The 21,027-nt window shown below is 70.8% G+C and carries 16 protein-coding genes; 8 read left to right on the top strand and 8 right to left on the bottom strand.

The genetic code is table 11. From position 1 onward, the window contains the following. Nucleotides 1-187 precede the first annotated feature (187 nt). Nucleotides 188-784, top strand: coding sequence for a LuxR C-terminal-related transcriptional regulator (locus ND450_RS46045; protein WP_253326866.1), 597 nt, complete (start codon nt 188-190; stop codon nt 782-784). A gap of 18 nt (nt 785-802) precedes the next feature. On the opposite strand, the gene ND450_RS15755 is transcribed toward ND450_RS46045, so the two are convergent. From ND450_RS15755 to ND450_RS15745, 3 genes are all read right to left on the bottom strand, one after another. Next, nucleotides 803-1,186, bottom strand: a complete 384-nt coding sequence (locus ND450_RS15755; protein WP_253326865.1) for a hypothetical protein — start codon at nt 1,184-1,186, stop codon at nt 803-805. Continuing rightward, a complete protein-coding gene (locus tag ND450_RS15750) occupies nt 1,153-1,782 on the bottom strand; it encodes a GNAT family N-acetyltransferase (protein WP_253326864.1) in 630 nt (209 codons plus the stop codon). The genes ND450_RS15755 and ND450_RS15750 overlap by 34 nt, the downstream gene beginning before the upstream one ends. Before the next feature lie 74 nt (nt 1,783-1,856). Beyond that, complete coding sequence (locus ND450_RS15745; RefSeq protein ID WP_253326863.1) at nt 1,857-2,078, bottom strand: hypothetical protein; 222 nt, start codon at nt 2,076-2,078, stop codon at nt 1,857-1,859. A gap of 406 nt (nt 2,079-2,484) precedes the next feature. Here ND450_RS15745 and ND450_RS15740 point away from each other — a divergent pair, with 406 nt between their 5' ends. Beyond that, entirely contained in the window at nt 2,485-3,309 is an 825-nt protein-coding gene (locus tag ND450_RS15740; RefSeq protein WP_253326862.1) for a hypothetical protein, read from the top strand. A gap of 86 nt (nt 3,310-3,395) precedes the next feature. On the opposite strand, the gene ND450_RS15735 is transcribed toward ND450_RS15740, so the two are convergent. Both ND450_RS15735 and hutH read right to left on the bottom strand, forming a co-directional pair. Next, the gene (locus tag ND450_RS15735; RefSeq protein WP_253326861.1) at nt 3,396-4,094 is read right to left on the bottom strand and encodes an O-methyltransferase; all 699 of its coding nucleotides are present in this window, start codon (nt 4,092-4,094) and stop codon (nt 3,396-3,398) included. Between the two features lie 28 nt (nt 4,095-4,122). Beyond that, nucleotides 4,123-5,697, bottom strand: coding sequence for a histidine ammonia-lyase (hutH, locus tag ND450_RS15730; RefSeq protein ID WP_253326860.1), 1,575 nt, complete (start codon nt 5,695-5,697; stop codon nt 4,123-4,125). 1,053 nt (nt 5,698-6,750) lie between these two features. Between hutH and ND450_RS15725 the strand changes: the two genes are divergently transcribed. The 5 genes from ND450_RS15725 to ND450_RS15705 all read left to right on the top strand — a co-directional run bounded on the left by ND450_RS15725 (nt 6,751) and on the right by ND450_RS15705 (nt 15,767). Next, nucleotides 6,751-8,286: an AMP-binding protein gene (locus ND450_RS15725; RefSeq protein WP_253326859.1), complete on the top strand. Its 1,536-nt coding sequence runs from the start codon at nt 6,751-6,753 to the stop codon at nt 8,284-8,286. A gap of 391 nt (nt 8,287-8,677) precedes the next feature. Next, entirely contained in the window at nt 8,678-9,901 is a 1,224-nt protein-coding gene (locus tag ND450_RS15720) for an acyltransferase domain-containing protein (protein WP_253326858.1), read from the top strand. 3 nt (nt 9,902-9,904) lie between these two features. After that, a complete protein-coding gene (locus tag ND450_RS15715) occupies nt 9,905-12,154 on the top strand; it encodes a beta-ketoacyl synthase N-terminal-like domain-containing protein (RefSeq protein WP_253326857.1) in 2,250 nt (749 codons plus the stop codon). Beyond that, nucleotides 12,151-14,532, top strand: coding sequence for an SDR family oxidoreductase (locus ND450_RS15710; RefSeq protein ID WP_253326856.1), 2,382 nt, complete (start codon nt 12,151-12,153; stop codon nt 14,530-14,532). The genes ND450_RS15715 and ND450_RS15710 overlap by 4 nt, the downstream gene beginning before the upstream one ends. Next, a complete protein-coding gene (locus ND450_RS15705) occupies nt 14,532-15,767 on the top strand; it encodes a cytochrome P450 (protein ID WP_253326855.1) in 1,236 nt (411 codons plus the stop codon). The genes ND450_RS15710 and ND450_RS15705 overlap by 1 nt, the downstream gene beginning before the upstream one ends. A gap of 430 nt (nt 15,768-16,197) precedes the next feature. On the opposite strand, the gene ND450_RS15700 is transcribed toward ND450_RS15705, so the two are convergent. From ND450_RS15700 to ND450_RS15690, 3 genes are read right to left on the bottom strand one after another with little or no spacing between them, the layout of a single operon-like run. Next, nucleotides 16,198-17,199 (bottom strand): zinc-binding dehydrogenase, encoded by a 1,002-nt coding sequence (locus ND450_RS15700; protein WP_253326854.1) that lies wholly within the window; start codon nt 17,197-17,199, stop codon nt 16,198-16,200. Beyond that, nucleotides 17,196-18,071 (bottom strand): alpha/beta fold hydrolase, encoded by an 876-nt coding sequence (locus ND450_RS15695; RefSeq protein ID WP_253327931.1) that lies wholly within the window; start codon nt 18,069-18,071, stop codon nt 17,196-17,198. The genes ND450_RS15700 and ND450_RS15695 overlap by 4 nt, the downstream gene beginning before the upstream one ends. A 12-nt stretch (nt 18,072-18,083) precedes the next feature. After that, the gene (locus tag ND450_RS15690) at nt 18,084-19,769 is read right to left on the bottom strand and encodes an acyl-CoA dehydrogenase family protein (protein WP_253326853.1); all 1,686 of its coding nucleotides are present in this window, start codon (nt 19,767-19,769) and stop codon (nt 18,084-18,086) included. 272 nt (nt 19,770-20,041) lie between these two features. Between ND450_RS15690 and ND450_RS15685 the strand changes: the two genes are divergently transcribed. Then, the gene (locus ND450_RS15685) at nt 20,042-21,025 is read left to right on the top strand and encodes a hypothetical protein (protein WP_253326852.1); all 984 of its coding nucleotides are present in this window, start codon (nt 20,042-20,044) and stop codon (nt 21,023-21,025) included. The last annotated feature ends 2 nt before the right edge of the window (nt 21,026-21,027 follow it).

Raw genomic sequence — 21,027 nt, 5'->3', positions numbered from 1 at the left:
GCGAACACCCCTCCTTGCGCCGTGCGAGGTACTCGGTCGCGGACCGGGTGTGATCAGGTGTCGTTTCGGGCGGAACGACCTCGTCGAGGCGTGACACCGCGGGAGCGGCTTGCTCGAGGAGCTCGGAAGACCGTCCGAACAACGGAGTTCGACGACCGCGGTCTGCCGCGCGGCGAAGGTGGGGATGATGTTCTGGCCGCCTTTCCAGGGCGACCGCGGGGGTGCCGCGTTGGTCGTGAGCGCCGACGCGCACGTCACGTCGTTGGTGGCGGACTCGCTGGACGCGGTGGACGTGCGGGTGGTCCACCCGGCGCCCGGCTTCGAGTCGCTGCGCCGCGCGGTACTCGACGAACCGCCGGGAAGGCTCGCCCTGGTCGACCTGGCGGCCACCGGAAGGCGCGGCCCGCACCTGATCAGGGCGCTGCGCACGCTGGGGTGGAGCAGTGTGCTGGCGGTGGTGCCGCGGCACCACAAGGAGGCGCGCGCGGCGGTTGTCGACGCGGGCGTCGACGGTGTGCTGGTCCGACCGGACGCCCACCTGGCGGGGGGTGGCTGGGCCGGACGGGTCCTGTCGGGGGATCTGTGCCCCGGCGACCTGACGGCGCGCGAGGTCGAGGTCATCCGGCTGGTGGCGGCGGGCTGCACCAACCGCGGGGCCGCGGGGCAGCTCGGACTGTCCCCCATGACGGTCAAGTCCCACCTGGAACGCATCGGGAGGAAGCTCGGCACGGGCGACCGGGCGGCGATGGTCCTGCAAGCCCTGCGCCGAGGGGTGATCTGGTGACTCCGGGACGGCCCGCTGTCACCTGGTGTCGATCCACGCCTGCGTCTGCAACGAGCGGAGGGCTTCGTGCCACGGGTGGTTCGGGTTGTTCTCCAACAGTTCCAGCTTCTCCCGCATCTTGCCGAGCACCGCCGGCTCCTCGTCGTCGTCGAAGAAGTCGCCCTGCAGCAACCGGACGAGGTCGAGCCGGTGCTCCGGATCACGGATGTACGAGCTGAACAGCACGTTGAGCCGGTAGTAGAGAACGATGAAGTTGCGCCACCACTGGGTGGCGTTGCGGCTCTTGCGCTCGAACTCCGCGAACGCGGCCTTGGAGAACCCCGTGAGAGCGGCGGCGATGATGCTGCTCGCCGCGCCGGACGCCCGTGTCAGCGCGCCACTCCCGCGGTGATGATCCCGCACGACGGGTCACGGCTGATCTCCGGCAGGGGCATGCGCAGGCCGGGGTCGCGCACTCCGTACAGCCCACCGGGATAGCGGTCGCGGATGAACGGCAGTCCCGCGGCGTCGGCGCCGAGATGTGCGGCGCAGGAGCGGACAGCCGTGGCGATGCCGGGGTGGTGCAGCGTCCGCAATGGACGGTCAGACGCCAGGTCGGGTAGTACCGTGCGGAACTCGGCCGCCATCATCCGGCACACCGCCGGGTTGCGCGTGACGGTGGCGACGGCGTTCGCCCCGGTCGTGTCCACGAACTCGCGGAAGCACCGCGTTCCCAGCCCTCCCCGCTGATGAGCGGGTGTGATCGCCCGGCCCTCGACGACCCACAGGTCCTGCTCCAGCCGGTTGAAGAGGCCGAAGCCCACGATCTCACCGTCGACCCGCAGGATCTGCGCGAGCGTCGCCTTGGCGAACCGGTCGGCAACTTGTTGCCTCATCACGGGTTCGGGCTGGGCGAAGGCAGTGGCGCCGATGCCCGTCAGCACCTCGGCGTGGCGGCGGAAGAACGCCGCGGGGTCGTCCGGCCACTCGATCCGGAGGGCGTCCACCGATCTGGTCACGAGGGCCTCCCAACCCGTGCGGCCGTGCCCGAGCCGAACCGGCTCGGGCACGGCGGCGGGTGATCAGTAGTGGACTACCGGGGCTGGACCCAGAGACCGACCTGCCTGGAGTTGGGGTAGCCCTGGTACCTGCACGTGTCGTACCAACGGCCCTGGGCGACGCCTTGCTTGCAGGCCTTGGACGCCGCGCTGTGGCTGGGGTAGACGCCCGCGAACGACGCGGCGTGCGCCGCCGGGGCGACCACCACGAGCGAAGCGCACGCGAGTGCGGCGCCGGCGATCAGCTTCTTCACCATGCTGTTCCTCTCAAAAAGATCATGGATGTGTCCGACTGGGGCTGCGTGTGGCACAGCCTGGCCACCAGCTGCGGTGGTGCCAAGGAAAAGACGACGACAAGGGCATTGGGCGCACACTTGCTTTCCTTTACGCCCACGGGTCACACCGCGCACCCGCACTCGTCCCGGACGGTGGGACGCGCGCTTCCGTCGTTGCGGCACAACGGGTTTCGATGGATTCGCCGGTGACGACGGGAGGGCACGTACTGCCGGCACGACAGGCGTTCCGCCGGGCGGGACATTTCCGGGCCATCGGGCCGAGAAGGCGAATGACCATGTGCGCACAAAGCATTTCCCCTTCGTCCGGGTGTCAGCGCGCCGGTGTCCCGCGCACCGCGAACCCGTCCGACGGACTCCGGACCGCGTGATGACGACCGCGCGCGAGCGACCGCCAGGGCTTGACGTCCTGCGCCTGCCGATGCCCGGCGAGCCGCTGGCCGAGCCGGACCCTGTCCTCGGGGCCGGTCCGAAGGTGTCCGCGCCCGTCGCGAGGGTGGAGGCCGACGACTCGGATCGCGCGTTCTACCGCTGGATGATCGGCCACCACGTGACGTTCGGCGTGTGGCGCATGCTCGCGGACGTGCTCGCCGACGCGGGACGAACCGGCGGCCTGTCCGAGGCCGGCACGGCGCGGGCGGCGTGGTGGTACGACTGCTACAGCGCGCTGCTGCTCTACGCGGGCAGCTGCACCCCGGAGGTCTACGCCCGGTCCATCCGTCCGCGGATGGCCGCGATGCACCCGGCGTTCAGCGGACTGTGGGCCCGCGACCACGAGTGGGTGGCCGGTCTGCTCGGCACGCTGAGCCTGCCCCGCGACGGCGTGCTCAAGCGAGCGCTCAAGCGCAACCGCCTGGTGCACATGACCGTGGCACAGATGCTGGTGCCCGAAGGTGCCTCGCTGTTCAAGGGCCACGGAGGCCGCGCGGCCAACGGTGTCACGGACGCTGAACGCGACCTGTTCGACGAGTTCTTCCTGGTGCACCGCGGAGTGGTCACGCGAGCCGGCTTCACCGCCGCGATGCTGACTCGGCTGAGTGCCATCCGAGACGACCTCGCCGCTGACCCGATCGACGCGCGGGCCGAGGTGTTCGCCCTCCTGCCGACCGACCTGCGCGGCATGGTCGACGAGCTGATCGCCGTCGTCGGCGAGCCCTTGCCGGTCGAGGCGCCCGTCGGGGTCGCACTGCCGTGACCGTCCGTCCTCGTAGAACCGGAATCGAGCTGACCGACTCGGTCAGCTCGATTTCTCGTGCCCGCGCTCGAACCGTCCTCGTCAGCTCATCGCCGGTACCCGGCGGGCAGCTTGCGCGCGATGGTCAGCCCGTCGGCCAGCGGTAGCATGACCGCCTGTACCCGGTCGTCGGCCCGCACGTGCTCGTTGAACGCGCGGATCGCAGCGGCGTTGCCCTCGGCGTGGGCGCTGGTCGCCTCACCGGCGTACAGCACGTTGTCGGCGATGATCAGCCCGTTCTCGACGACCCGCGGCAGCAACTGCTCCCAGTACCCGATGTAGCTCACCTTGTCCGCGTCGATGAACACGAGGTCCACCGCCGGCTCCAGGGGCAGCCGGTCGAGCAGGTCGGCCGCCGGGCCGACGTGCTGGCGGATGCGGTCGGCGAACCCGGCCTCCTGCCAGGCCCGGCGCGCGGTCGGCGCCCACCGGTCGGTGATGTCGTAGGTGTCGATGGTGCCATCCGCCGGCATGCCCTTGGCGAACGCGAGCGCGGAGTAGCCGGTGAACGTGCCGACCTCGACGATCCGGCGCGCCCCGCTCGCAGCGGCGAGCAGGGTGAACAGCACCGCCTGCTCGTGGGCGATCTGCATCTCTGCGACCTGGCCGAGCGCGCTCGTGGCGTCGATCAGCCGCTGCTGCACCGGCGTCGGCTGCTCGGTGCAGGCGAGGACGTAGTCGAGGATTTCGGGGGTCAACTGGATCCGCTTGTCCACCTGGGTGGCGCCGTTCAGGGTCACGCTCATGCCAGACCTCCTCGATCGGTGCGGCGGCTCAGAGGCCTTGGTTCCACGCTGCGGTCGTGACGTCCCCGGAATCACCGGGGTCACCGGGCTCGGCCATCCCGGCACCGGCGACGTAGGCGTCCACGACGTCGGCGGCCAGGCGCACGTCGGCGTCCAGCGGCCGGTCCTGCTCGATCGGCGGGATCGCCTCGGCCAGCCGGTCAGCGAGGCCGGCGCAGAACGGCGCGGTCGGCCGGTCGGCGCGCAGGTGCGCCGCCTGCCGCAACGCGACCGCCAGCCCGCCCTGGAGGTGCCGCAGCAACCGTGCGGTCTCCCACGCGTTCTGCGCCGCCTGCGTGCCGAACGGGACGACGTCCTGGTTGTGCAGGTTCGTCGGGAGGCTCTGCACGCTCGCGGGCACCGCCTGCCGGCGCATCGCCGCCACGATCGCCGTCGACGCCAGCTGCACGCCCTGGACCCCGTGGTGCACACCGGGACGCGGTGACAGCATCGGCGGGAGCCCGGTATTCCGATTGGGGTCGACGAGCAGGTCCAACTGCCGCTCGGCGAGGTTGCCGACCTGCACCGCGACCGTGGTGAGCAGGTCGCTCACGAAAGAGCATGGCTGGCCGAAGAAATTGCCGCCGTGCGCGACGGCCTCGTCGTCGACGAAGAACAGCGGGTTGTCGCTGACCCCGTTGAGGTCGTCGTGCACCACCCCGCCCGCGTACCGGTGCGCCGACGTCGCGGCGCCGAGGAGCTGCGGGGTGCACCGGACGCTGTACGGCTCCTGCAAGGGCCGCAGCCCGGTCGGACGGGTTCCGGCGAGCATCGCGGTCATCCGTGCGCCGATCTCACCGGCGGCGGCGTGGCCGAACGCGGCGAGCAGCCGGTGGTCGAGGAACGCGGTGGTGCTGCCCAGCACGTCCGCCAGCAGCGCGCTCAACGCGGCGGCGGTGTGCAGCGACCGGCCGATCGACCGCCACGCGAGACCCGCGGTGGCAGCGGTCAGCGAGGTGCCGTTGACCAGGGCGAGCGCGTCGCGCCCGCAGAGCTCCAGCGGCGTGAGCCCGGCCGCCCGCAACGCCTCGGCCGCGGGCAGCCGCGCACCGTCCACATAGGCGTGACCGGTGCCGCGCAGTGCCTGTGCGACGTAGGCGAGCGGGACGAGGTCACCACTGGCTCCGACCGACCCGTAGGCCGGCACCGCCGGGGTGAACGTCGTGCGCAGCATCGCGGTCAGACCGTCCACAACGGAGGGCGTGACACCGGACCTGGCCTTGGTCAGCGACGCCAGGCGAGCCAAGACCGTCGCCCGCACCACGGGGATCGGCAGGTCGGCGCCCTGTCCTGCGGTGAGGTGCTGCAGGGTGTTGTCGCACTGCCCGGCCGCGGTGTCCCGGCCGGCGTAGGTCACCAGCGGACCGAACCCCGTGGTGGCGCCGTACACCTCGTGGCCGTCGGCGACGACCGAGTCGACGAACCGGCGGCAGCGTTCGAGCTCACCGCGGCCGGACTCGGACAACCCGATGTCGAGCACCCCAGCCGCCCGCTCCAGCATGGCCGCGTCGAGCCGGCCCGGCAGGGTGACGTCGTGGGTGACGATGTCGTGAACCGTCGACATGCGGGCTCCAGTGGGTGGTGGTGGGCCGGTGAACGGTGCACCAGCGGCTCGTGCGTGTCACCGATGCGCGTTTGCCGCGACCCGGCCGGTGACCACGACGCGGAGGTCGTGCTCCGCCGGGTGGCGGCAGGTGTTGCGCTCTTCGATGTCCACCGGCTGATTGTGTGTCGATGGGCGCGTGCTGTCTGCCACTCGTTCCAAGCGCTGGAATGTCGTTCGCGCATCGGCTCGACCGGTGTCGAACCCAGCTGCGGCAACGGTCAAGCCGGAAGCGGGCTGCACAGCGTTCTGGTGAGCCCGAGGACGTGGCGCCGCAAAAGTCCGCCGCACGCCACGTCGTACTGGCCGATCTTCGCGCAGACCGACAACGCAACCGGGAGGGGGAACGTTGTGCCGTTGCTGTGCAATGGCACGGCAACGGACACCACACCGCGTTCGGTGTCGATGCGGTGTGCGCTCGCGCGTTTGCGGATTTCGACGAGGTCGCGCTCGGAACTGGTCGCCGGAGTCCCAAGTGGTGCTGCAGGCGTGGAGGACTCGTTCGACCGTGCTCCGGTACGAGAAGCACATCGTGACCTTGAAGCCTTCGTGGCCGTAGATCTGGCCGAGGTGGCGGAGACCGGTGGCGGACAGCACGCTCACACTTGCGGTCTCGTGCTGGAGTTCAGGGCTGGCAGCACGATCAGCGCCTTGGCCACGGCCCCGATCGGGGAGATGGCACCGTCTTGCACGTCGGAACGTACTTGCAGCGCGTTCATGAGGAACGCCTTCCCGCCGTCGTGGGTGCTGCGAGCTCCGCGGTTGCGGGGAGAGCTGCAGCCATTGTGTGCCGGGGAGACGGCCGACGTGACTTGTGGACAACCGCATTCTCCGAGTCGTGGTGCTGCATCCGGGTGACAGCGGCCCTGGCCTCTCGGCGTGCGAGCGTCAATTGCGGAACTCCACAGCAGTGTTCTGCTCGGCTCTGCCCCTACTGTCGGGAGCGTCCTACCGGGCCGCGCTCCGCAGCGGCGGGGTTCCTCGGCGCGACGCGTGCAAGCGGCAGGAGAAGACATGACGACATACGGGCAGTGGACGACCAACCTCGCCGAGTCGGTCTGGCAGGACGCCACGTCCCATCGCACGGCGCTCATCGAGCACAGCAGCGGACGCTCCTACCACTACGTGGAGTTGAAGCAAGCCGTTGAACGGTTCGCCGCCGCGCTGCGCCCCCGGCTCCGAGGTCCGGACGAGGTTCTTGCGCTCGTGTGCGACAACACGACCGAGTTCGTCGTGGCTTACCACGGCACCCTGCTGGCAGGTGGTGTCGTGCTCCCGCTCGAACCGCTCGGCACCCCGGACGAGTGGCAGCCGGTGCTGGAGCGGTGCCGTGTCGTCCACGTGGTCGCCCCGGCGAAGGTGTGGCGGCAGCTGTCCGCGCTCCCGGCGGCCGCGTCGGTGCGCAGCGTGGTCCTGCTCGACGACGTCTCGTCCGACGACCTGACGGTCGGCTGGCACGAGTGGCTCAACGGACCGGCCGCCGCCGCGGCTCCGGCGGCAGGGGACGAACGGCCGGCGTTGCTCGCCACCTCGAGCGGGTCCCTCGGGCTCCCGAAGCAGATCGTGCTCACGCACCGCAACCTGGTGTCCAACCTGGACCAGATCGGCGCGGTGCACCGGATCGCCGCCGACGACGTCGTGCTCGCCACGACACCGCTCCGGCACATCTACGGCATGCAGATGGCGATGAACCCCACGCTTCGCGCGGGCGGCACACTCGTCACGGTCCGCACTCCCTTCAACATCGACGACCTGGTGGAGGTCATCGAAACGCAGAAGATCACCGTCGCGTACCTGGTGCCGAGCATCCTCGCGGAGCTCGCCCGCCGCGGCGGCACCGGTGGCCGTGACACGAGCAGCCTGCGCCTGGTCTACTCAGGTGGCGCCCCGCTTCCCGCGAACGTCGCCCAGAGCTGTGCCCGCCTGCTCGGTGTGCCGGTGGTGCAGGGCTACGGCATGACGGAGGCCGGGTGCACCTTTGCCCCACCCGACGGCATCCCTCCGGTGCCGACCTCGATCGGCAAGGCGTTGCCCGACACCGAGATCCGGCTCGTGGACCCGGCGACCGGGCTGGACGGGGAGACCGGGGAGATCTGGGTTCGCGGCCCGCAGGTGTCGCCGGGCTTCCTGGGCGAGGACGGCACCGTGCACGGCCTCGCCGACGGCGAGCGCTGGCTGCACACGGGTGACATCGCCCGGCGCGAGCGGGACGGACACGTCACGATCATCGGCCGGATCAAACAGCTCATCAAGTACAAGGGCCACCAGATCGCGCCCGCTGAGCTGGAATCCGTGCTGCTCAGCCATCCCGACGTCGCCGACGCCGTCGTGACCGGAGCGCCGGACGAGGTCGCGGGCGAGATCCCGGTCGCATACGTCGTGCTGAGCGGGCCGGTGGCGTTGTCCGAGGTGACCGACTTCGTGGCGTGCCGGGTCGCGCCCTACAAGAAGATCCGTTCGATCACCGCGGTCGACCGGATTCCGCGTTCCGCCGTGGGCAAAGCGCTGGTGCACCAGGTGAACGACGTCGGCGCCGGAGGAACGCGATGAGCAGAGGGTTCTGGTCACGGGCGGAGCCGCAGGGTTCGGTCGCGTCTTCGCGGAGGAGATGTGCCGCGCCGGAGCGGCGGTCGTCATCACCGGCGGGGAGTCCGGGTCACTGCTGCGAGCCCGCGACGAAATGCTCGACCTGATGCACGGATCGCATTGCGGCGAGACGACCCCTTCATGCTCGGACACACGAGCGCGCTCACGGCGCCTGCGCGGTGTCCAAGCGTCGTGCAACAACGTCCAATGAGGACAAGAAGTGATGACGTCGCGGGTTCCATGCGCAGTGGTTCCAACGTACGGGACAGTGCCTTGGCTGCGATGTGAGCGTGTTCATAACATGCCGGTGCACGACCGAGTACCGGCTGTCCCGGCATCCGACCGGAGGAGGAAGATGCCCACCTCCGCAGGCTGGCGGACAGCTTTCTGCTTCTCCGGTGCGGGAGCCGTTTTCGCCGATCCGTTCGCCTACTACCCGGCCGGCCGTGGCATCGCCGCCGGGATCGCGAGGCGGATCGACGCCGTCACGTCGGGCTACGGCTGGCCGTCCGTCTTGACCGGACCCGATCTCAGCTCGTGGAGCCCGCTGCTCGAACTGCAGACCTACCACGCGCAACTGGCCTGCTACCAAGTCCTCCTGGACGAGTTCGGGGTTCGCCCGGACGCTCTGCTCGGGCACAGCCTCGGCGAGATCACTGCATTGGTGGCCGCGAACGGCTTTGCCGTCGAGGACGGTGCGTTCCTGCTGTGCGAACGCGCCGTCGCGCTCGCGGCCCACGCGGACGACGATGCCGCGACTGCGGCGTTCATGGTGTCGCCGCAGGAGGGAAAGGCGTTCGCCGAACAGGCGGAAGGCGTTTCGGTCGCGGCGGTGAACAGCCCCGCACAGGTGGTTCTGTCCGGTCCCGCTGACCAGATGATGCGGCTCGGAGACCTCGCCGTCGCACGAGGCGTCACCGTGACTCCGTTGCGTGCGGGGCCATACGCCCAGCACCACCCCGCTCTCGAGCCCGCGTTCGAGCGCTACCTCCAGTCCGTGCGAGGCATCCGGGCCGCGCCGCTGCGCACCGCTGTCTGGTCCCCGGTGCTCGCCAGGGCTCTCGAGCCGGAGGACGATCTGGTCCTGCTCGCCGCGCTCCAGATGGTGCGGCCACTGGACTTCCGCGGCGCCGTCGCCGGGTTGCGGTCGGCCGGGGTCGGCGAGTTCGTCGAATGCGGTGTGAAGGACACGTCGACACGGCTGGTCACCGCCACGCTCGGTGACCGGGCGCGTGTGTCCGCGCCGTTCAGGAAACGTGCGACCGAAGCCGAGATCCGCCAGATCACCGCCCACCTCACCAGTCACGAGGAGCACGCCATGACCGACTCGAACGACGACATGATCGGCTACCTGCGCGAGAACTACGCCGCCGCGCTGGAGATCCCGGAGGAGATGGTGACTCCGGACGTGGACCTCGAGGCGGAGTTCGGACTCGACTCGCTGCAGCACCGCCTGGTGCTGGTGAAGGCGGCCGAGCGGTGGTCGGTCGACCTCGGCCGTGCCGAGTCGCCCGCGACGATCACCGTCCGCTCGGTCGCCGGGATGGTCAGGGACGCGGGCGCGGCGGGACAGGCCTGAACCGTGCACACCGACCGGGTCTGTCTCATCGCGGCCGGTGTCGTGACGCCGGGGTGCGAGAACGTCGAAGAGTTGTGGCGGCGGGCACAGGACGGCCCGATCGTGTTCGGCCGTTCCGCCCGCTTCAGCGGGACCGGGCTGGCCTCCACGCTGAAGCACAGCGAAACCGGTCTGCCCTACGACCTCAGGTACGGGGAGGTGCCGGACCTGACGGCCGACGGGTCGGGTGACCTCCAGGTGGGGTGGCTGCGCCATGCACTGCGGCAGTGCCTCGCCACCACGTCCGCCCCGGCCGGCCGCACCGGTCTGTTCGTCTCCGCCTCGACCGACACGAGCTACGAGATGGACCTGGCGCTCGCCGCGGACACACTCGCGGCACAGGTCGCCGCGCGGTTGCCGGAGAACGGGCGTGCCGGGCGGTACGAGGCGATCCGGCGCGGGTTCGCCGAGTCGGACGCCTGCGTGGGCCGCGGACACACCGAGTTCTTCCCGCACAGCCAGGTCGCGCGTGCCGCCCGCGGACTGCTTCCGCCGGACACGAGAACGCTCGTGTCGAACAACATCTGCCCGTCCGCCCTGTACTCGGTGGACCTCGGGGTCCGGCACCTGCTGGACGGCGCGGTGGACGTCGCGTTCTGCGGGGGAGTGAGCTCGCACGGGCCACTGCGGCAGGTGTACTTCGCCGAAATGGGCACCCTGTCGCGCTCCGGGCAGCTGCGCGCCTTCGACGCGGACGCGGACGGCACGGTGTTCTCCGAGGGCGCCGGCGTGGTGGTGCTCAAGCGGTGGAGCGACGCGCTGCGGGACGGTGACGAGGTGCTGGCCGTGCTCGCCGGGTTCGGTGCCGCCTCGGACGGCAAGAGCAAGGCCATCTTCGCGCCGAGCCAGGAGGGGCAGACCCGCGCGATGACGCGGGCGAGGTCGGTCAACGGGGTGACCGGTGCCGAGGTCTCGTGGGTGATCGGACACGGGACGGCGACCCTGGCGGGTGACGCGACGGAGCTGCGGTCGATCGCGACCGCGCACCCCGGCGGCGAACCGTGGGTGACGGGGAACAAGGGGTATCTCGGTCACACCGGCATGGCCTGCGGTGTCGTCTCGCTCATCCATGCGGCGATCGGCCTGCACCGGTCGACGGTGCCGCGGCAGCCGAACCACGTGGAGTTGCCGGAGTACGCCCGCTCGTTGTCCCTGCGGGTGCCCTCGGCACCGACGCCGCTGCCGGACGAGGACTCCTCGTACGTCGGGGTGTTCGCCTGCGGGCTCGGCGGCATCAACGGGTACCAGCTGCTCCGCTCGCCCCGCGGACAGGTGGCCGGCGTGAGGTCCGCCCTGCCCGACCTCGGTGACGAACTGGTGCTGGTGCGGTGGAGCGCGTTGCTGCCCGGCAAGCCGTCGGACGACGAGGTCGCGGCCCGGCTGGCCCGAGGTGACGAGCCGGCCGACGACACCCGTTTCGAGTCCCCCTACCCGCTTCCGCCGTTCCCGGACACGCTGATCACGCCCAAGGTCGCGGCCGCGCTGGACATGAGCCAGCTGCTCACCGCCGAGCTGGCGAGCAGGCTCTCCGGCCCCGCCGGCGGCGCGCCCCTCTGGGAGGGGGTCGAGGAACGCACCGGCGTGTTCGGCGCCCAGTACGGCCTCAGCACGTCGGCCGTCGAGTCCACCGTGCTGTGCCTGGGCGACGGGTTCGTGGAGACGCTGGAAGGCGAGGAGAAGGCGGCCGCCGCGGCCTACCTGGCCGAGCTTCGCGGACGGGTCGCGCCCATCAGCCCGTACAGCCTGGTCGGGCGCATGTCGTCCACCGCTCTCGGCTGGGTCAGCAACCGGAGGAACCTGCGCGGTCCCACGATGATGGTCGACACCGGTGAGACGTCCGGGCTCGCCGCGCTGCACACAGCGGGCAGCTACCTGCGTCGCGGCGACGTCGACCTCGCCCTGGTCATGGCGTGGAACGCCGCCGCGCCGCAGGACGCGGCACGCTCGCTCGGCATCGGTGAGGAGGACGCCGCCGAAGGTGCGATCGCGGTCGCGCTCACCCGCCGGGAGATCGCCACGGCCCGGGGCTGGGAGGTGCTCGCGCGGGTCCGGACCGACCTCGGCCCGGCGCCGGAGCCGTCGCGCCGCGGAAGCGGTCGCTACCGGGCCGCGGACGGCATGCTCGACGTCGTGCGGTGTGTCGTGCGGGGAGAGCTCCCGCAGTGGTTCTCGGCCGAGTCCGGTCCTGCCGTCCACGTGCTCCCGCCGTCATGACGTCCGCCGTCGTGGCAGGAGGGGTGGTTCAGCCGTACGCGCTGAGGCTGGTGGCACGCCCCGCGACGCCCCAGGTCCCCGAGCGCGAGCCGCTGCCGCCCGGCGCGCTCGTGCTCACCGACGACGCGGAGATCGCGGACCAGGTACGCGCCACCGCCGGACACGACATCACGGTCGTGCTCGTACCGGAGACGATGGCCACCTCGGACGAGGAAACGGTGACAGGCCTCCTCGCCGCGGCGGGACCGGTCGGCGGTCACCTGCGCGTGATCACGTCCTTGCGCGACGCCGAGTGGCCCGCCCCGCCCCGTCAGGGCCTGGTCGCTCTCCAGGAGGCGGCGTTCGTCGCGTTGAAACGGCTGGCCGGCTCCGCTCACGACGACTCGTCGGTGGCGATCCTGGTGCTGGACCGCCTGGACGGGAGAGCGCCGCACCCGCACTGCGCGCTGCTGACCGGCCTGGCGAAATCCGTCGTGTGGGAGCTGCCGGAGACGCACGTGCACGCCCTGGTCACCGATGCCGGCTTCACCGCCGCGGTGGCCCAGCTCCGCGTGGAGTCCGGCTGCGCCAAGGGCCTGCCCGTCGCCTACTACCGCACGGCGTCCGCCCCGGTGGGCCGGTGGGAGGAACGGCTCGTCCCGTTCGGCGAACTCGCCGCGGCCGTCGGCCACTCGGGTGCCGAGGGTCCCGTCGTGGTCGCTGCCGGAGGTGCGCGGGGCATCACCGCGCGCTGTCTCGAAGGCATGAGCCCTCCGCCGTCGATGCTGTGGTTGCTCGGCAGCACCGAACCGGAGGCCATGGCTGCCCTGTCCGCGGAGATCGGTGACCTCAGCGGTGCCGATTACGTGCGGGCGAAACGTCTCGAGGACCCGAGCGTCCACATCGCAACGCTGCGGGCGACCTACGACCGGGCCCGCCAGACGCGCGAATCGCTCACGACCATCGAGGCCCTGCGCGAGCGGATCGGCGCGGAGCGGGTGCGCTACCTCGGGTGCGACGTCACCGATCCCGCCGCTGTCCGGCGTGCGGCGGCGGCGGTCGCGGCGGACTCGTCGCGCATCGACCTCCTCGTGAACGGAGCGGGAATCGGCGGCGCTCGCCGTCTTCAGTCCAAAGACCTCGCGACGTTCCGCCGGGTGCGCGACACCAAGATCGCGGGTCACCACAACCTCAAGGCTGCCTTCCGCGACCCCGCGCCATCGGCGTGGTGCACCTTCAGCTCCGTCGCCGGAGCGTTCGGCCTGCCCGGTGAGATCGACTACGGACCCGCCAACGACGTGCTCAACGCCTCCGCCCGCTACGAGCAGGGCCGCGGCTCGCACGCCGAGTGCGCGATCGGGTGGAGCCTGTGGGGCGAGTCCGGGATCGGTCCGCGCACCGGGTTCACCGACTACACGGCGAAGACCGGGCAGCTCGGCCTCCTCGGTGACGCGGAAGGGCAGCGGCTGTTCGCGAGCATGGTCGCGCCGGACCGCATCGGGCGGCACCCTTCGCCGGTTCTGCTCGGCGAGGCTGAGCGACGGCTGGTGAGGACGCGTTTCCCCGGCCTGGTCGACGACGGCATCCGGCCTCCCTACCTGAGCAGCCCCCCGCACACCCGTCAGGACGACACCGTCTGGCCGTTGGACCTCTCCCGGCACGACCACCTGCGGGGACACGTCCGCCAGTCGCGAGCGCTCGTGCCGGGCGCCCTCGTACTGGAACTGGCCGCGCACGCCACCGACCACCTCGCCGGGAACGGTCTCGTGGACAGGTTCCAGGACATCAGGTTCGGCGCTCCGGTCGCCGTCGACCCGCAGCTGGCCGAGTACACCGTCGCCGCGTCGTTCGTGCCGTCAAGCCCGGACGGCGGCGTGGTCCGCGTCGCCGTCCAGTCACAGCTCGGGGCGGGGAACGGCGACCGCCGCGTCACCCACGTCGAGCTGGCGGTTCCGCTCGGCGACGACGTGCCCGTCCGCCTCCAGCCACCTCAGCCGAGTGTCCGCCGCGCACCCGCGACGATGTCCATGTCAGGACTGTTCGACCAGGTCCGCGACTTCCACGTCACCGACGACACCGCCTCGGCCCGGTGGGAGCCGTCGCTGACCGCGCGCGAGTTCTTCTCCTCGCACCGGCTTCCGTGGCTGCTGATCGACGCGCTGTTGCAGACCGCCTGCGCCACCGGCGTTCCGCATCGGTACGCGACACCGCACTCGATCACGGAGGTGCGTCTGCACACCCGTCACAACGACCTCGCGCTGGCCGACCAGGCGACGAGCGTCCGCCTGCACGTGGCCCACGAGGCGGGCGTCGCCAACGGCGTGGCCGCCACCGATGACGGCACCGCGCTCGTGACGCTGACCGGGCTCGTGCTGAGCGGACGGGACGGCGTGGCGTGATGGGACCGCACGACCTGCTGCTGGGCCTGCTGTCGCCCGCGGGACGCGTCGACCCCTACCCGTACTACCGGGACCTGATCGAGCGCTGGCCCGTCCTGCCGATCACTCGTGAGCGCCTGCTCGTCACCGGTTACCAGGAATGCGTGGACGTCCTGGTGAACCCCAGGCTCTACCCGGTTCCCGATCGCCACTGCGCCGACCGGCTGTGGCCGGCGTGGCGCACGTTCCCGTCGACCGATCTGCTCTACCGCAGCCTGCTCTTCCGCAACGCGCCCGACAACCAGCCGGCCCGGCGGCTGCTCGCGCGCTTCTTCGGTCCCGGCGAGGTCGCGCGGATGCGACCGATGATCACCAGGCACGCCGAAGCCGGCACGGCACCGTTCGGCACCGCCCACGCGGTGGTGGACGCAGCGCGAACGTTCACGACGATTCCCAACGGGGTCATGGGCGAGTTGCTCGGCTTGCCGCGGCACGACGAGGAGATGCTGGCGGGGTGGGTCAACAGCTTCCTGGAACGCAACGAGCTGCACCCACCGGACAAGGCGCTCGCGGTGGCGGACGAGGCGGCGACGCGACTCGTGGAGCACCTGGACGCCACGGCCGGCGGGGACGCCCCACTCGTCCGCACGCTCGCGGGCCACGGCCGGCTCGGCGCCGGCGACCTGATGAGCAACCTGGTGTTCCTGCTCGGCGCGGGCACGGTGACCACGGGATCGTTGCTGGGCACCGGTGTACGCCGCCTCGCGGCCTGCAACGACCTGTTGCCGCGTCTGCGGGAGGACGACGCGTTGCTGCGGTCCTTCGTCCAGGAGACGCTGAGGTACGACCCTCCGATCCAGTACGGGGTGAGGGTCGCGGCGGAGGACACCGAGCTCGCCGGAGTGCCGCTTCCCCGCGACAGCGTGGTGCTGGTGAGCTTCGGTGCGCTCGGCCGCGACCCCGCGAGGTTCGCCGATCCGGACGTGTTCGTGGCGGACCGCTTCGACACGCCGGAACCCGCGGTGCGGGACGTCCTGTCGTTCGGCCTGGGCGCGCACCGGTGCGCCGGTGCCGAGCTGGCGCTCGTGACGAGCGAGATCGCGTTCCGGCACTTGGCGGCGCGCGTGGACGCCATCACGGAGGCGGGCATGCCCGAGAGGCAGGCTCGTGCGGTCACCCGCAGCTACACCGAGCTCGCTGTCGAGGTCGTGCCGGTGGATCGCTCCTTTCCGGAAGGCGCCACGACGGTGAGGTGATCAACGACTTCACGTGAGCCGGCCGTTTCCGAGATGGGGGTACGAGTGCTTCGACGACGTGTCCGACTGCCCGGCCATCGTGAACGAGAGCTCAGGACGCCGGCGTGCGAGGTCACGCTGCACCGACTCGGCCGCGGAGTGGCTACGTCGCTCGGACGCTCTCAACCATCAAGCCCAGTTCTGGTGGAGTGCCCTCGACGGTCAACAGGGCTCGCACCTTCTCGATGGTGTAGTTGGCGTAGCCGAGCTCGTGAATGTGCGTGGGCGCCACACTGTTCTGAGCAACTGCCACGCATGACCGCCACTTGCGTCGAGTACGGCCGGGCAGCTCTCAAGCCGAGAACGTCGCCCGTGGCGACAACTGAACGCACGTGGTCTGCCAGATCGGCCTGACCGGGACCGCGTTCCTCGCGCACCGAAGTCAGGCACATCACCGGCCGGGAGCGATCATGACCACCTGATGGTCTCCCGGTCGTCCACTGAGGACGTCCATCATCGCCGCGACCGGTCCGCCGTCCAGCGGCACGACGTCGGTGATGATCTGGTCGACCGGAACGCTGCCACCCGCGATGAGGTCCAGGGCCGCCTCGAACGCGCCCCTGTTCTGGGCGAAGCTGCCCACGATCCGGATCTCCTTGGTGATGAGGGCGACCGAGTCCAGCTCGGTGGGCCGCTCGTTCACCCCGAGTGCGACGACCGTTCCCCGTGTCCGCACGCGCCGGGCCGACTCCGCGAGCGCGGTCACCGAACCCACGCACTCGAACACCACGTCCGCGGGCGCGGTCGTCTCGTCCACGTCCACCGCAGTGATCCCGGTCGCGGCCAGGCGTGCCCGCCGCACGGCGTTCGGTTCCACCACCCACACGTCCTCGACTCCCCGCAGCCGCAGCACGTGCGCCAGCAGGAAGCCGACAGTGCCGCCTCCGAGGACCGTGACGGTGTCCGCCGCCGACACCCCGGAGCGTTCGACCGCGTGGACCGCGCAGGACAGCGGTTCCGTCAGGGCGGCGTGCTGCAGCGGGACGCCGTCCGGCACCGGGTAGACCGTGTGCTCGGGCACCACGATGCTCTCGGCGTAGCCGCCGGGACGGGTGCCCAGGCCGAGGGAGCTCAGGTGCCACGGCTGCACCGCGCACAAGTGGTTGTCGCCCGCCCGGCAGCCGCCGCAGTCCCCGCAGCCCGCCTTCGGCCACACGACCACGGCCTGTCCCTCCGCCAGCCGCTGCCCGCCCGGTGCGGACACGTGACCGGAGATCTCGTGTCCGAGCACGGCCCCGGCCGGGACGACGTGCGGCATGGCCCGCAGGTGCAGGTCGGAACCGCAGATGGCGCAGAACGCCACGTCCACGCGCACCCAGCCGGGTGCCGGCTCGCGGTCCTGGAACTCCGCGAGGCACAGCCCGCGTTCCTCGGTGACGACCAGCGCCCTCATTCTTCCTCCACAGCCTTCTCGTCGGCGAGGAACGCCCGGATCCGCGTGACCAGGACGTCGGGTTGCTCCTCGGCGGGGAAATGCCCGCAGGAGTCGATCTGGGCCCCCTCGACCCCGGTGGCGTAGTCCCGCCACAGGTCGAGCACGGGCAGGCTCCCCACGAGTCCTTGCGCGCCCCAGGCCAGCTGCACGGGCATCGTCAGGCGACGGCCCGCTTCCGCGTCGGCGTCGTCGGCTTCGAGGTCCTCGTGGCGGGCGGCCCGGTAGTCGTCGAAGCTCGCGCGGAGCGCCCCCGGCTGGGCGTAGGTCTCCGCGTAGTGGCGCAGGTCCTCCTCGGTGAACGCCTCGTGCCGGAACGCCCCGGCCGCCAGCATGAACCGCACGTACTCCCCGCCCTTCCCCTCGGTGAGGAACTCGGGGAGGTCGGGAACGAGGTGGAAGAGCCAGTGCCAGTAGGCGGTCCCGACGCGTGCGTCCATGTGCCGCCACATCTCCCGCGTCGGCACGACGCTGAGCAGTACCAGGCGGCTGATCTCGTGCGGCCGGTCCAGCCCCCACCGGTGGGCGACGCGCGCACCCCGGTCGTGGCCGACCACGACGGCCTGCTCGTGGCCCAGCTCGTGCATGAGACCGCTCATGTCGGCCGCCATGGTCCGCTTGTCGTACCCGGTGCGGGGGCGGCTGGACGCCCCGTAGCCGCGCAGGTCCGGCGCGACCACCTCGTGGTCCCGCGCCAGAGCGGGGAGGACGTGGCGCCAGGCGTGGCCGGTCTGCGGCCAGCCGTGCAGCAAGAGGACCAGCGGGCCCTCTCCGGCGCGCCGCAGGCGGAACCGCAGTCCGCCCACCGCACGCGTCTCCTCATGAACGCGCATCGCCACGGCGGTTCACCTGCCCTGTTCCGGGATGTGCACGCCCAGGGCCCGCGCCGGGACGGTGAACTCGGTCAGGTAGCGGTCGTCGACCATGGGGGCGGTGACGAGCTCCGGCAGAGGTGCGAGCAGGTCGGCCAGGAGGTCGATCTTCTCCCTGTCGGGCGACACCGGCCGGTGCGGCTCACGCAGCCGGTGCGCGGCGAAGTCGGCCACCAGGTCGTCCATGACCTGCTGCGGCACCAGCGGCTCGGCGGCGTGCTCGGCTGTGATGAGGTCGAGCATGCGGGCGTGGACGAGCACGACGGCCTCGGCGTGGGTGAAGGACCCGTTCTCCCGACTGCGCCACGTCTCGGTCAGCGCCTTCTCGACCCGTTCCGGCGACGTCACCGGCGGGCGGGAGGCGAACCGGTCGGACCCCAGGGCGCTGCGCGCCACCTGGTAGGCCATCACGGAGTTGTCGCCCGCGAAGGTCACGTTGACCTCGAAGTCGGTCCGCAGGGTGACGATCTGGTTGTGGCCGTGGAAACCTTGCGAGCCGCACATCTCCCGGCATGCGGCCAGGACCTCCAGGGCCAGCCAGGAACCGCACTTCCCCGTGGCGGTGAGGACGTGCATGTTCTTGCGACCGGGGTCGGTGTGCCAGTCGCGTTCGACACCCCTGACGACGGCGCGTTCCAGCAGCCGCAGCGCGAGGCTGCGCAGCTGGACCTGGTACAGGCGGTCGCGGAACAGCGGCTCGTCCAGGAGGGTCCTGCGCCGGGGCGCACCGCGGGTCTCGCGGTGGCCGGCGAACCGCCAGGTGAGGTGGGCCGCGAGCTCGGCGGCCCGCGCCCCGGCGCTGAGCGGGAAGATGCGTTCCTGCACGAAGGTCTCGATCGACTTCACGAAGCGGGTGCCGGCATCGGGCAGCGTGCTGGAGAAACGTCCGTTCTCGTCGATGCGCGAGTACCGTTCCATCAACGCCTCGCGGGGGAGCCGGACCCCGGTGAAGCGGGCACCTCCGACCTGGTTGGCCTGGATGCCTCCCTTGGGGTCGCAGGAGAGGATCGTGATGCCCGCAAGGGGAGGGCCGTTCTCCTCGTCGCGCAGCGGGACGCGGAACCAGTGGTGGCCGACGTCCTCACCGTCGATCACGAGGCGGGCCAGGACCATGCCGACGGTCGCGGCGTGCTTGATGTTCCCGATCCAGAACTTGCACGCGGCGTCCGAAGGGGTGTCGAGCGTGAAGCACTGCTCCGCGCGGTCCCAGGACACCGTCGTGCGGATCTCCCGCAGGTTGGTGCCGCCCCCGATCTCCGTGCAGCAGAAGGCGTAGACCTGCCGCATCTGCGTGATCTCGTCGTGGTGGCGGGCCACCTGCTCGGGAGAGCCGTGGTTGAACAGTGCGCTCCCCGCGATCAGGTGGTCGGTGATGGTCGAGGTGAGCGCGAAGTCGAACGCTCCCGTCAGGCCCATCACGTCGCACATGGACCGGAACCCGTGCTCGCCTGGGCGGCCCATCCACATGTCGTTGTGCACCAGGCCTTCCCGGAAGATCGCCTTCATCCGGTCGATGGTCAGGTCCATGTAGTCGCGCAGGGACAGGTCGTCCCGCAGCCGCGGATCGAACAGGTCCTCCCGCAGCAGGTCGCGCATCGTCTGCCGACAACGAGCCGAGGTGAGGAGCGGGTGCTCGTGAGGACCTGCGGTCGCGGTCATGTGGTCGAATCCTCTCGATCTGTGGGTACGCGCATCCCGATGGGCGGGTACCTGTGAGAAGTCTTCGGTCTGCGGCTGACCGATGAGCGGTGGAGCGTCCGAGGCGAAGCTAGCGGTGTTCCGCGAGTTGATCACGCCCTGGTCCCACGGCGTGGTACGCGTCCGCTGTGGCCTCGAAGTCGCAGGCGTACCGTCGTTCCACTGCCGACGAACGCGCCGTCCGCCGGCAATATCCAGTCCACAGTGGATTCTTCAGCGTCGAGGAGCGTTCCATGACAGTCAACCGCCGCAGTCTTCTGCTGGGCAGTGCGGCTCTGCTGGCGGGTACCGCAGGTGCGGCCGGTACCGCGGCCGCTGCGCCGGCGGGGTTTCCGGACTACCGGTACCGCAGGCTCGCGCTGGTGAAGAGCAAGCTGCGGTACAACCCGACAGGTGAGCTGATCTTCCCGACGATCCGGGGCACCAAGAACCGGATCCCCGGCGCCCGCGCCGCGTACTACCTGTACTACGCGCCGCACGACGCACCGGGCGGGATCTGCCTGGCCTACGCCAACAGCCTCGACGAGGAGTTCACCGAGTACCCCGGCAACCCGATCATCACCCGCAGCTGGCCCGGCGAGTACAGCGCGAGCCACGTGTCCTCACCGCACGCGATGTGGAACGACGACGTCAAGCGCATGTACCTGTACTTCCACGGCGAGAACACCGTGACCCGGCTGGCCAGCTCCGCCGACGGCATCAACTTCCGCTACGAGAAGGAGGTTCTGTCCACCCGGCTGATGCCCGCGGGCACCACCGAGACCTCCTACGCCAGGGTGTTCCGCCACGACCTGCCCGCACGCGGCGCCCGGTACGTCATGGTGTTCATGATCAACAACAAGACCAACCACCGCGACATCGGCTGGGGCTGGTCGCCGAACGCCCGCGATTGGACGTTCGCCCAGACTCCGCTCATCCGTCACCAGGACGTCGGCGCCGTCAACGTCGGCGGGCCGCACCTGCTCTTCCGCAACAACAGCGCCTACGTCGTCTACAACACCGACATCGGCAGCGGCGGCAACATCCTCATCACAGAACTCGGTCGTGACTTCACCCAGCGCCGCCACCTCGGCGTCTTCCACGACTCACTGTCCGGCGCACCCGACAACGGCCGCTCCGCCGCCCCCTCGTTCGGCACCTACCAGGGACGCGAATACATGATCTACGAGGCCGGCGACCGGCTCGCGGGCAACATAGCCATCGCACGAGCGGTCTGACG

The organism is Lentzea sp. HUAS12 (genome assembly GCF_024125735.1).
GTDB lineage: Bacteria > Actinomycetota > Actinomycetes > Mycobacteriales > Pseudonocardiaceae > Lentzea > Lentzea albida.
Note: the sequence above shows the minus strand (reverse complement) of the source record. Positions and strands in the feature narration are given on the sequence as shown.

What these genes read in the sequence shown, in the direction of transcription:
- ND450_RS46045 (WP_253326866.1), top strand. Translation starts at nt 188, where the DNA reads ATGTTCTGGCCGCCTTTCCAGGGCGACCGCGGGGGTGCCGCGTTGGTC.
- ND450_RS15745 (WP_253326863.1), bottom strand. Translation starts at nt 2,078, where the DNA reads ATGGTGAAGAAGCTGATCGCCGGCGCCGCACTCGCGTGCGCTTCGCTC.
- ND450_RS15740 (WP_253326862.1), top strand. Translation starts at nt 2,485, where the DNA reads ATGACGACCGCGCGCGAGCGACCGCCAGGGCTTGACGTCCTGCGCCTG.
- ND450_RS15735 (WP_253326861.1), bottom strand. Translation starts at nt 4,094, where the DNA reads ATGAGCGTGACCCTGAACGGCGCCACCCAGGTGGACAAGCGGATCCAG.
- hutH (WP_253326860.1), bottom strand. Translation starts at nt 5,697, where the DNA reads ATGTCGACGGTTCACGACATCGTCACCCACGACGTCACCCTGCCGGGC.
- ND450_RS15725 (WP_253326859.1), top strand. Translation starts at nt 6,751, where the DNA reads ATGACGACATACGGGCAGTGGACGACCAACCTCGCCGAGTCGGTCTGG.
- ND450_RS15720 (WP_253326858.1), top strand. Translation starts at nt 8,678, where the DNA reads ATGCCCACCTCCGCAGGCTGGCGGACAGCTTTCTGCTTCTCCGGTGCG.
- ND450_RS15710 (WP_253326856.1), top strand. Translation starts at nt 12,151, where the DNA reads ATGACGTCCGCCGTCGTGGCAGGAGGGGTGGTTCAGCCGTACGCGCTG.
- ND450_RS15705 (WP_253326855.1), top strand. Translation starts at nt 14,532, where the DNA reads ATGGGACCGCACGACCTGCTGCTGGGCCTGCTGTCGCCCGCGGGACGC.
- ND450_RS15700 (WP_253326854.1), bottom strand. Translation starts at nt 17,199, where the DNA reads ATGAGGGCGCTGGTCGTCACCGAGGAACGCGGGCTGTGCCTCGCGGAG.
- ND450_RS15695 (WP_253327931.1), bottom strand. Translation starts at nt 18,071, where the DNA reads ATGCGCGTTCATGAGGAGACGCGTGCGGTGGGCGGACTGCGGTTCCGC.
- ND450_RS15690 (WP_253326853.1), bottom strand. Translation starts at nt 19,769, where the DNA reads ATGACCGCGACCGCAGGTCCTCACGAGCACCCGCTCCTCACCTCGGCT.
- ND450_RS15685 (WP_253326852.1), top strand. Translation starts at nt 20,042, where the DNA reads ATGACAGTCAACCGCCGCAGTCTTCTGCTGGGCAGTGCGGCTCTGCTG.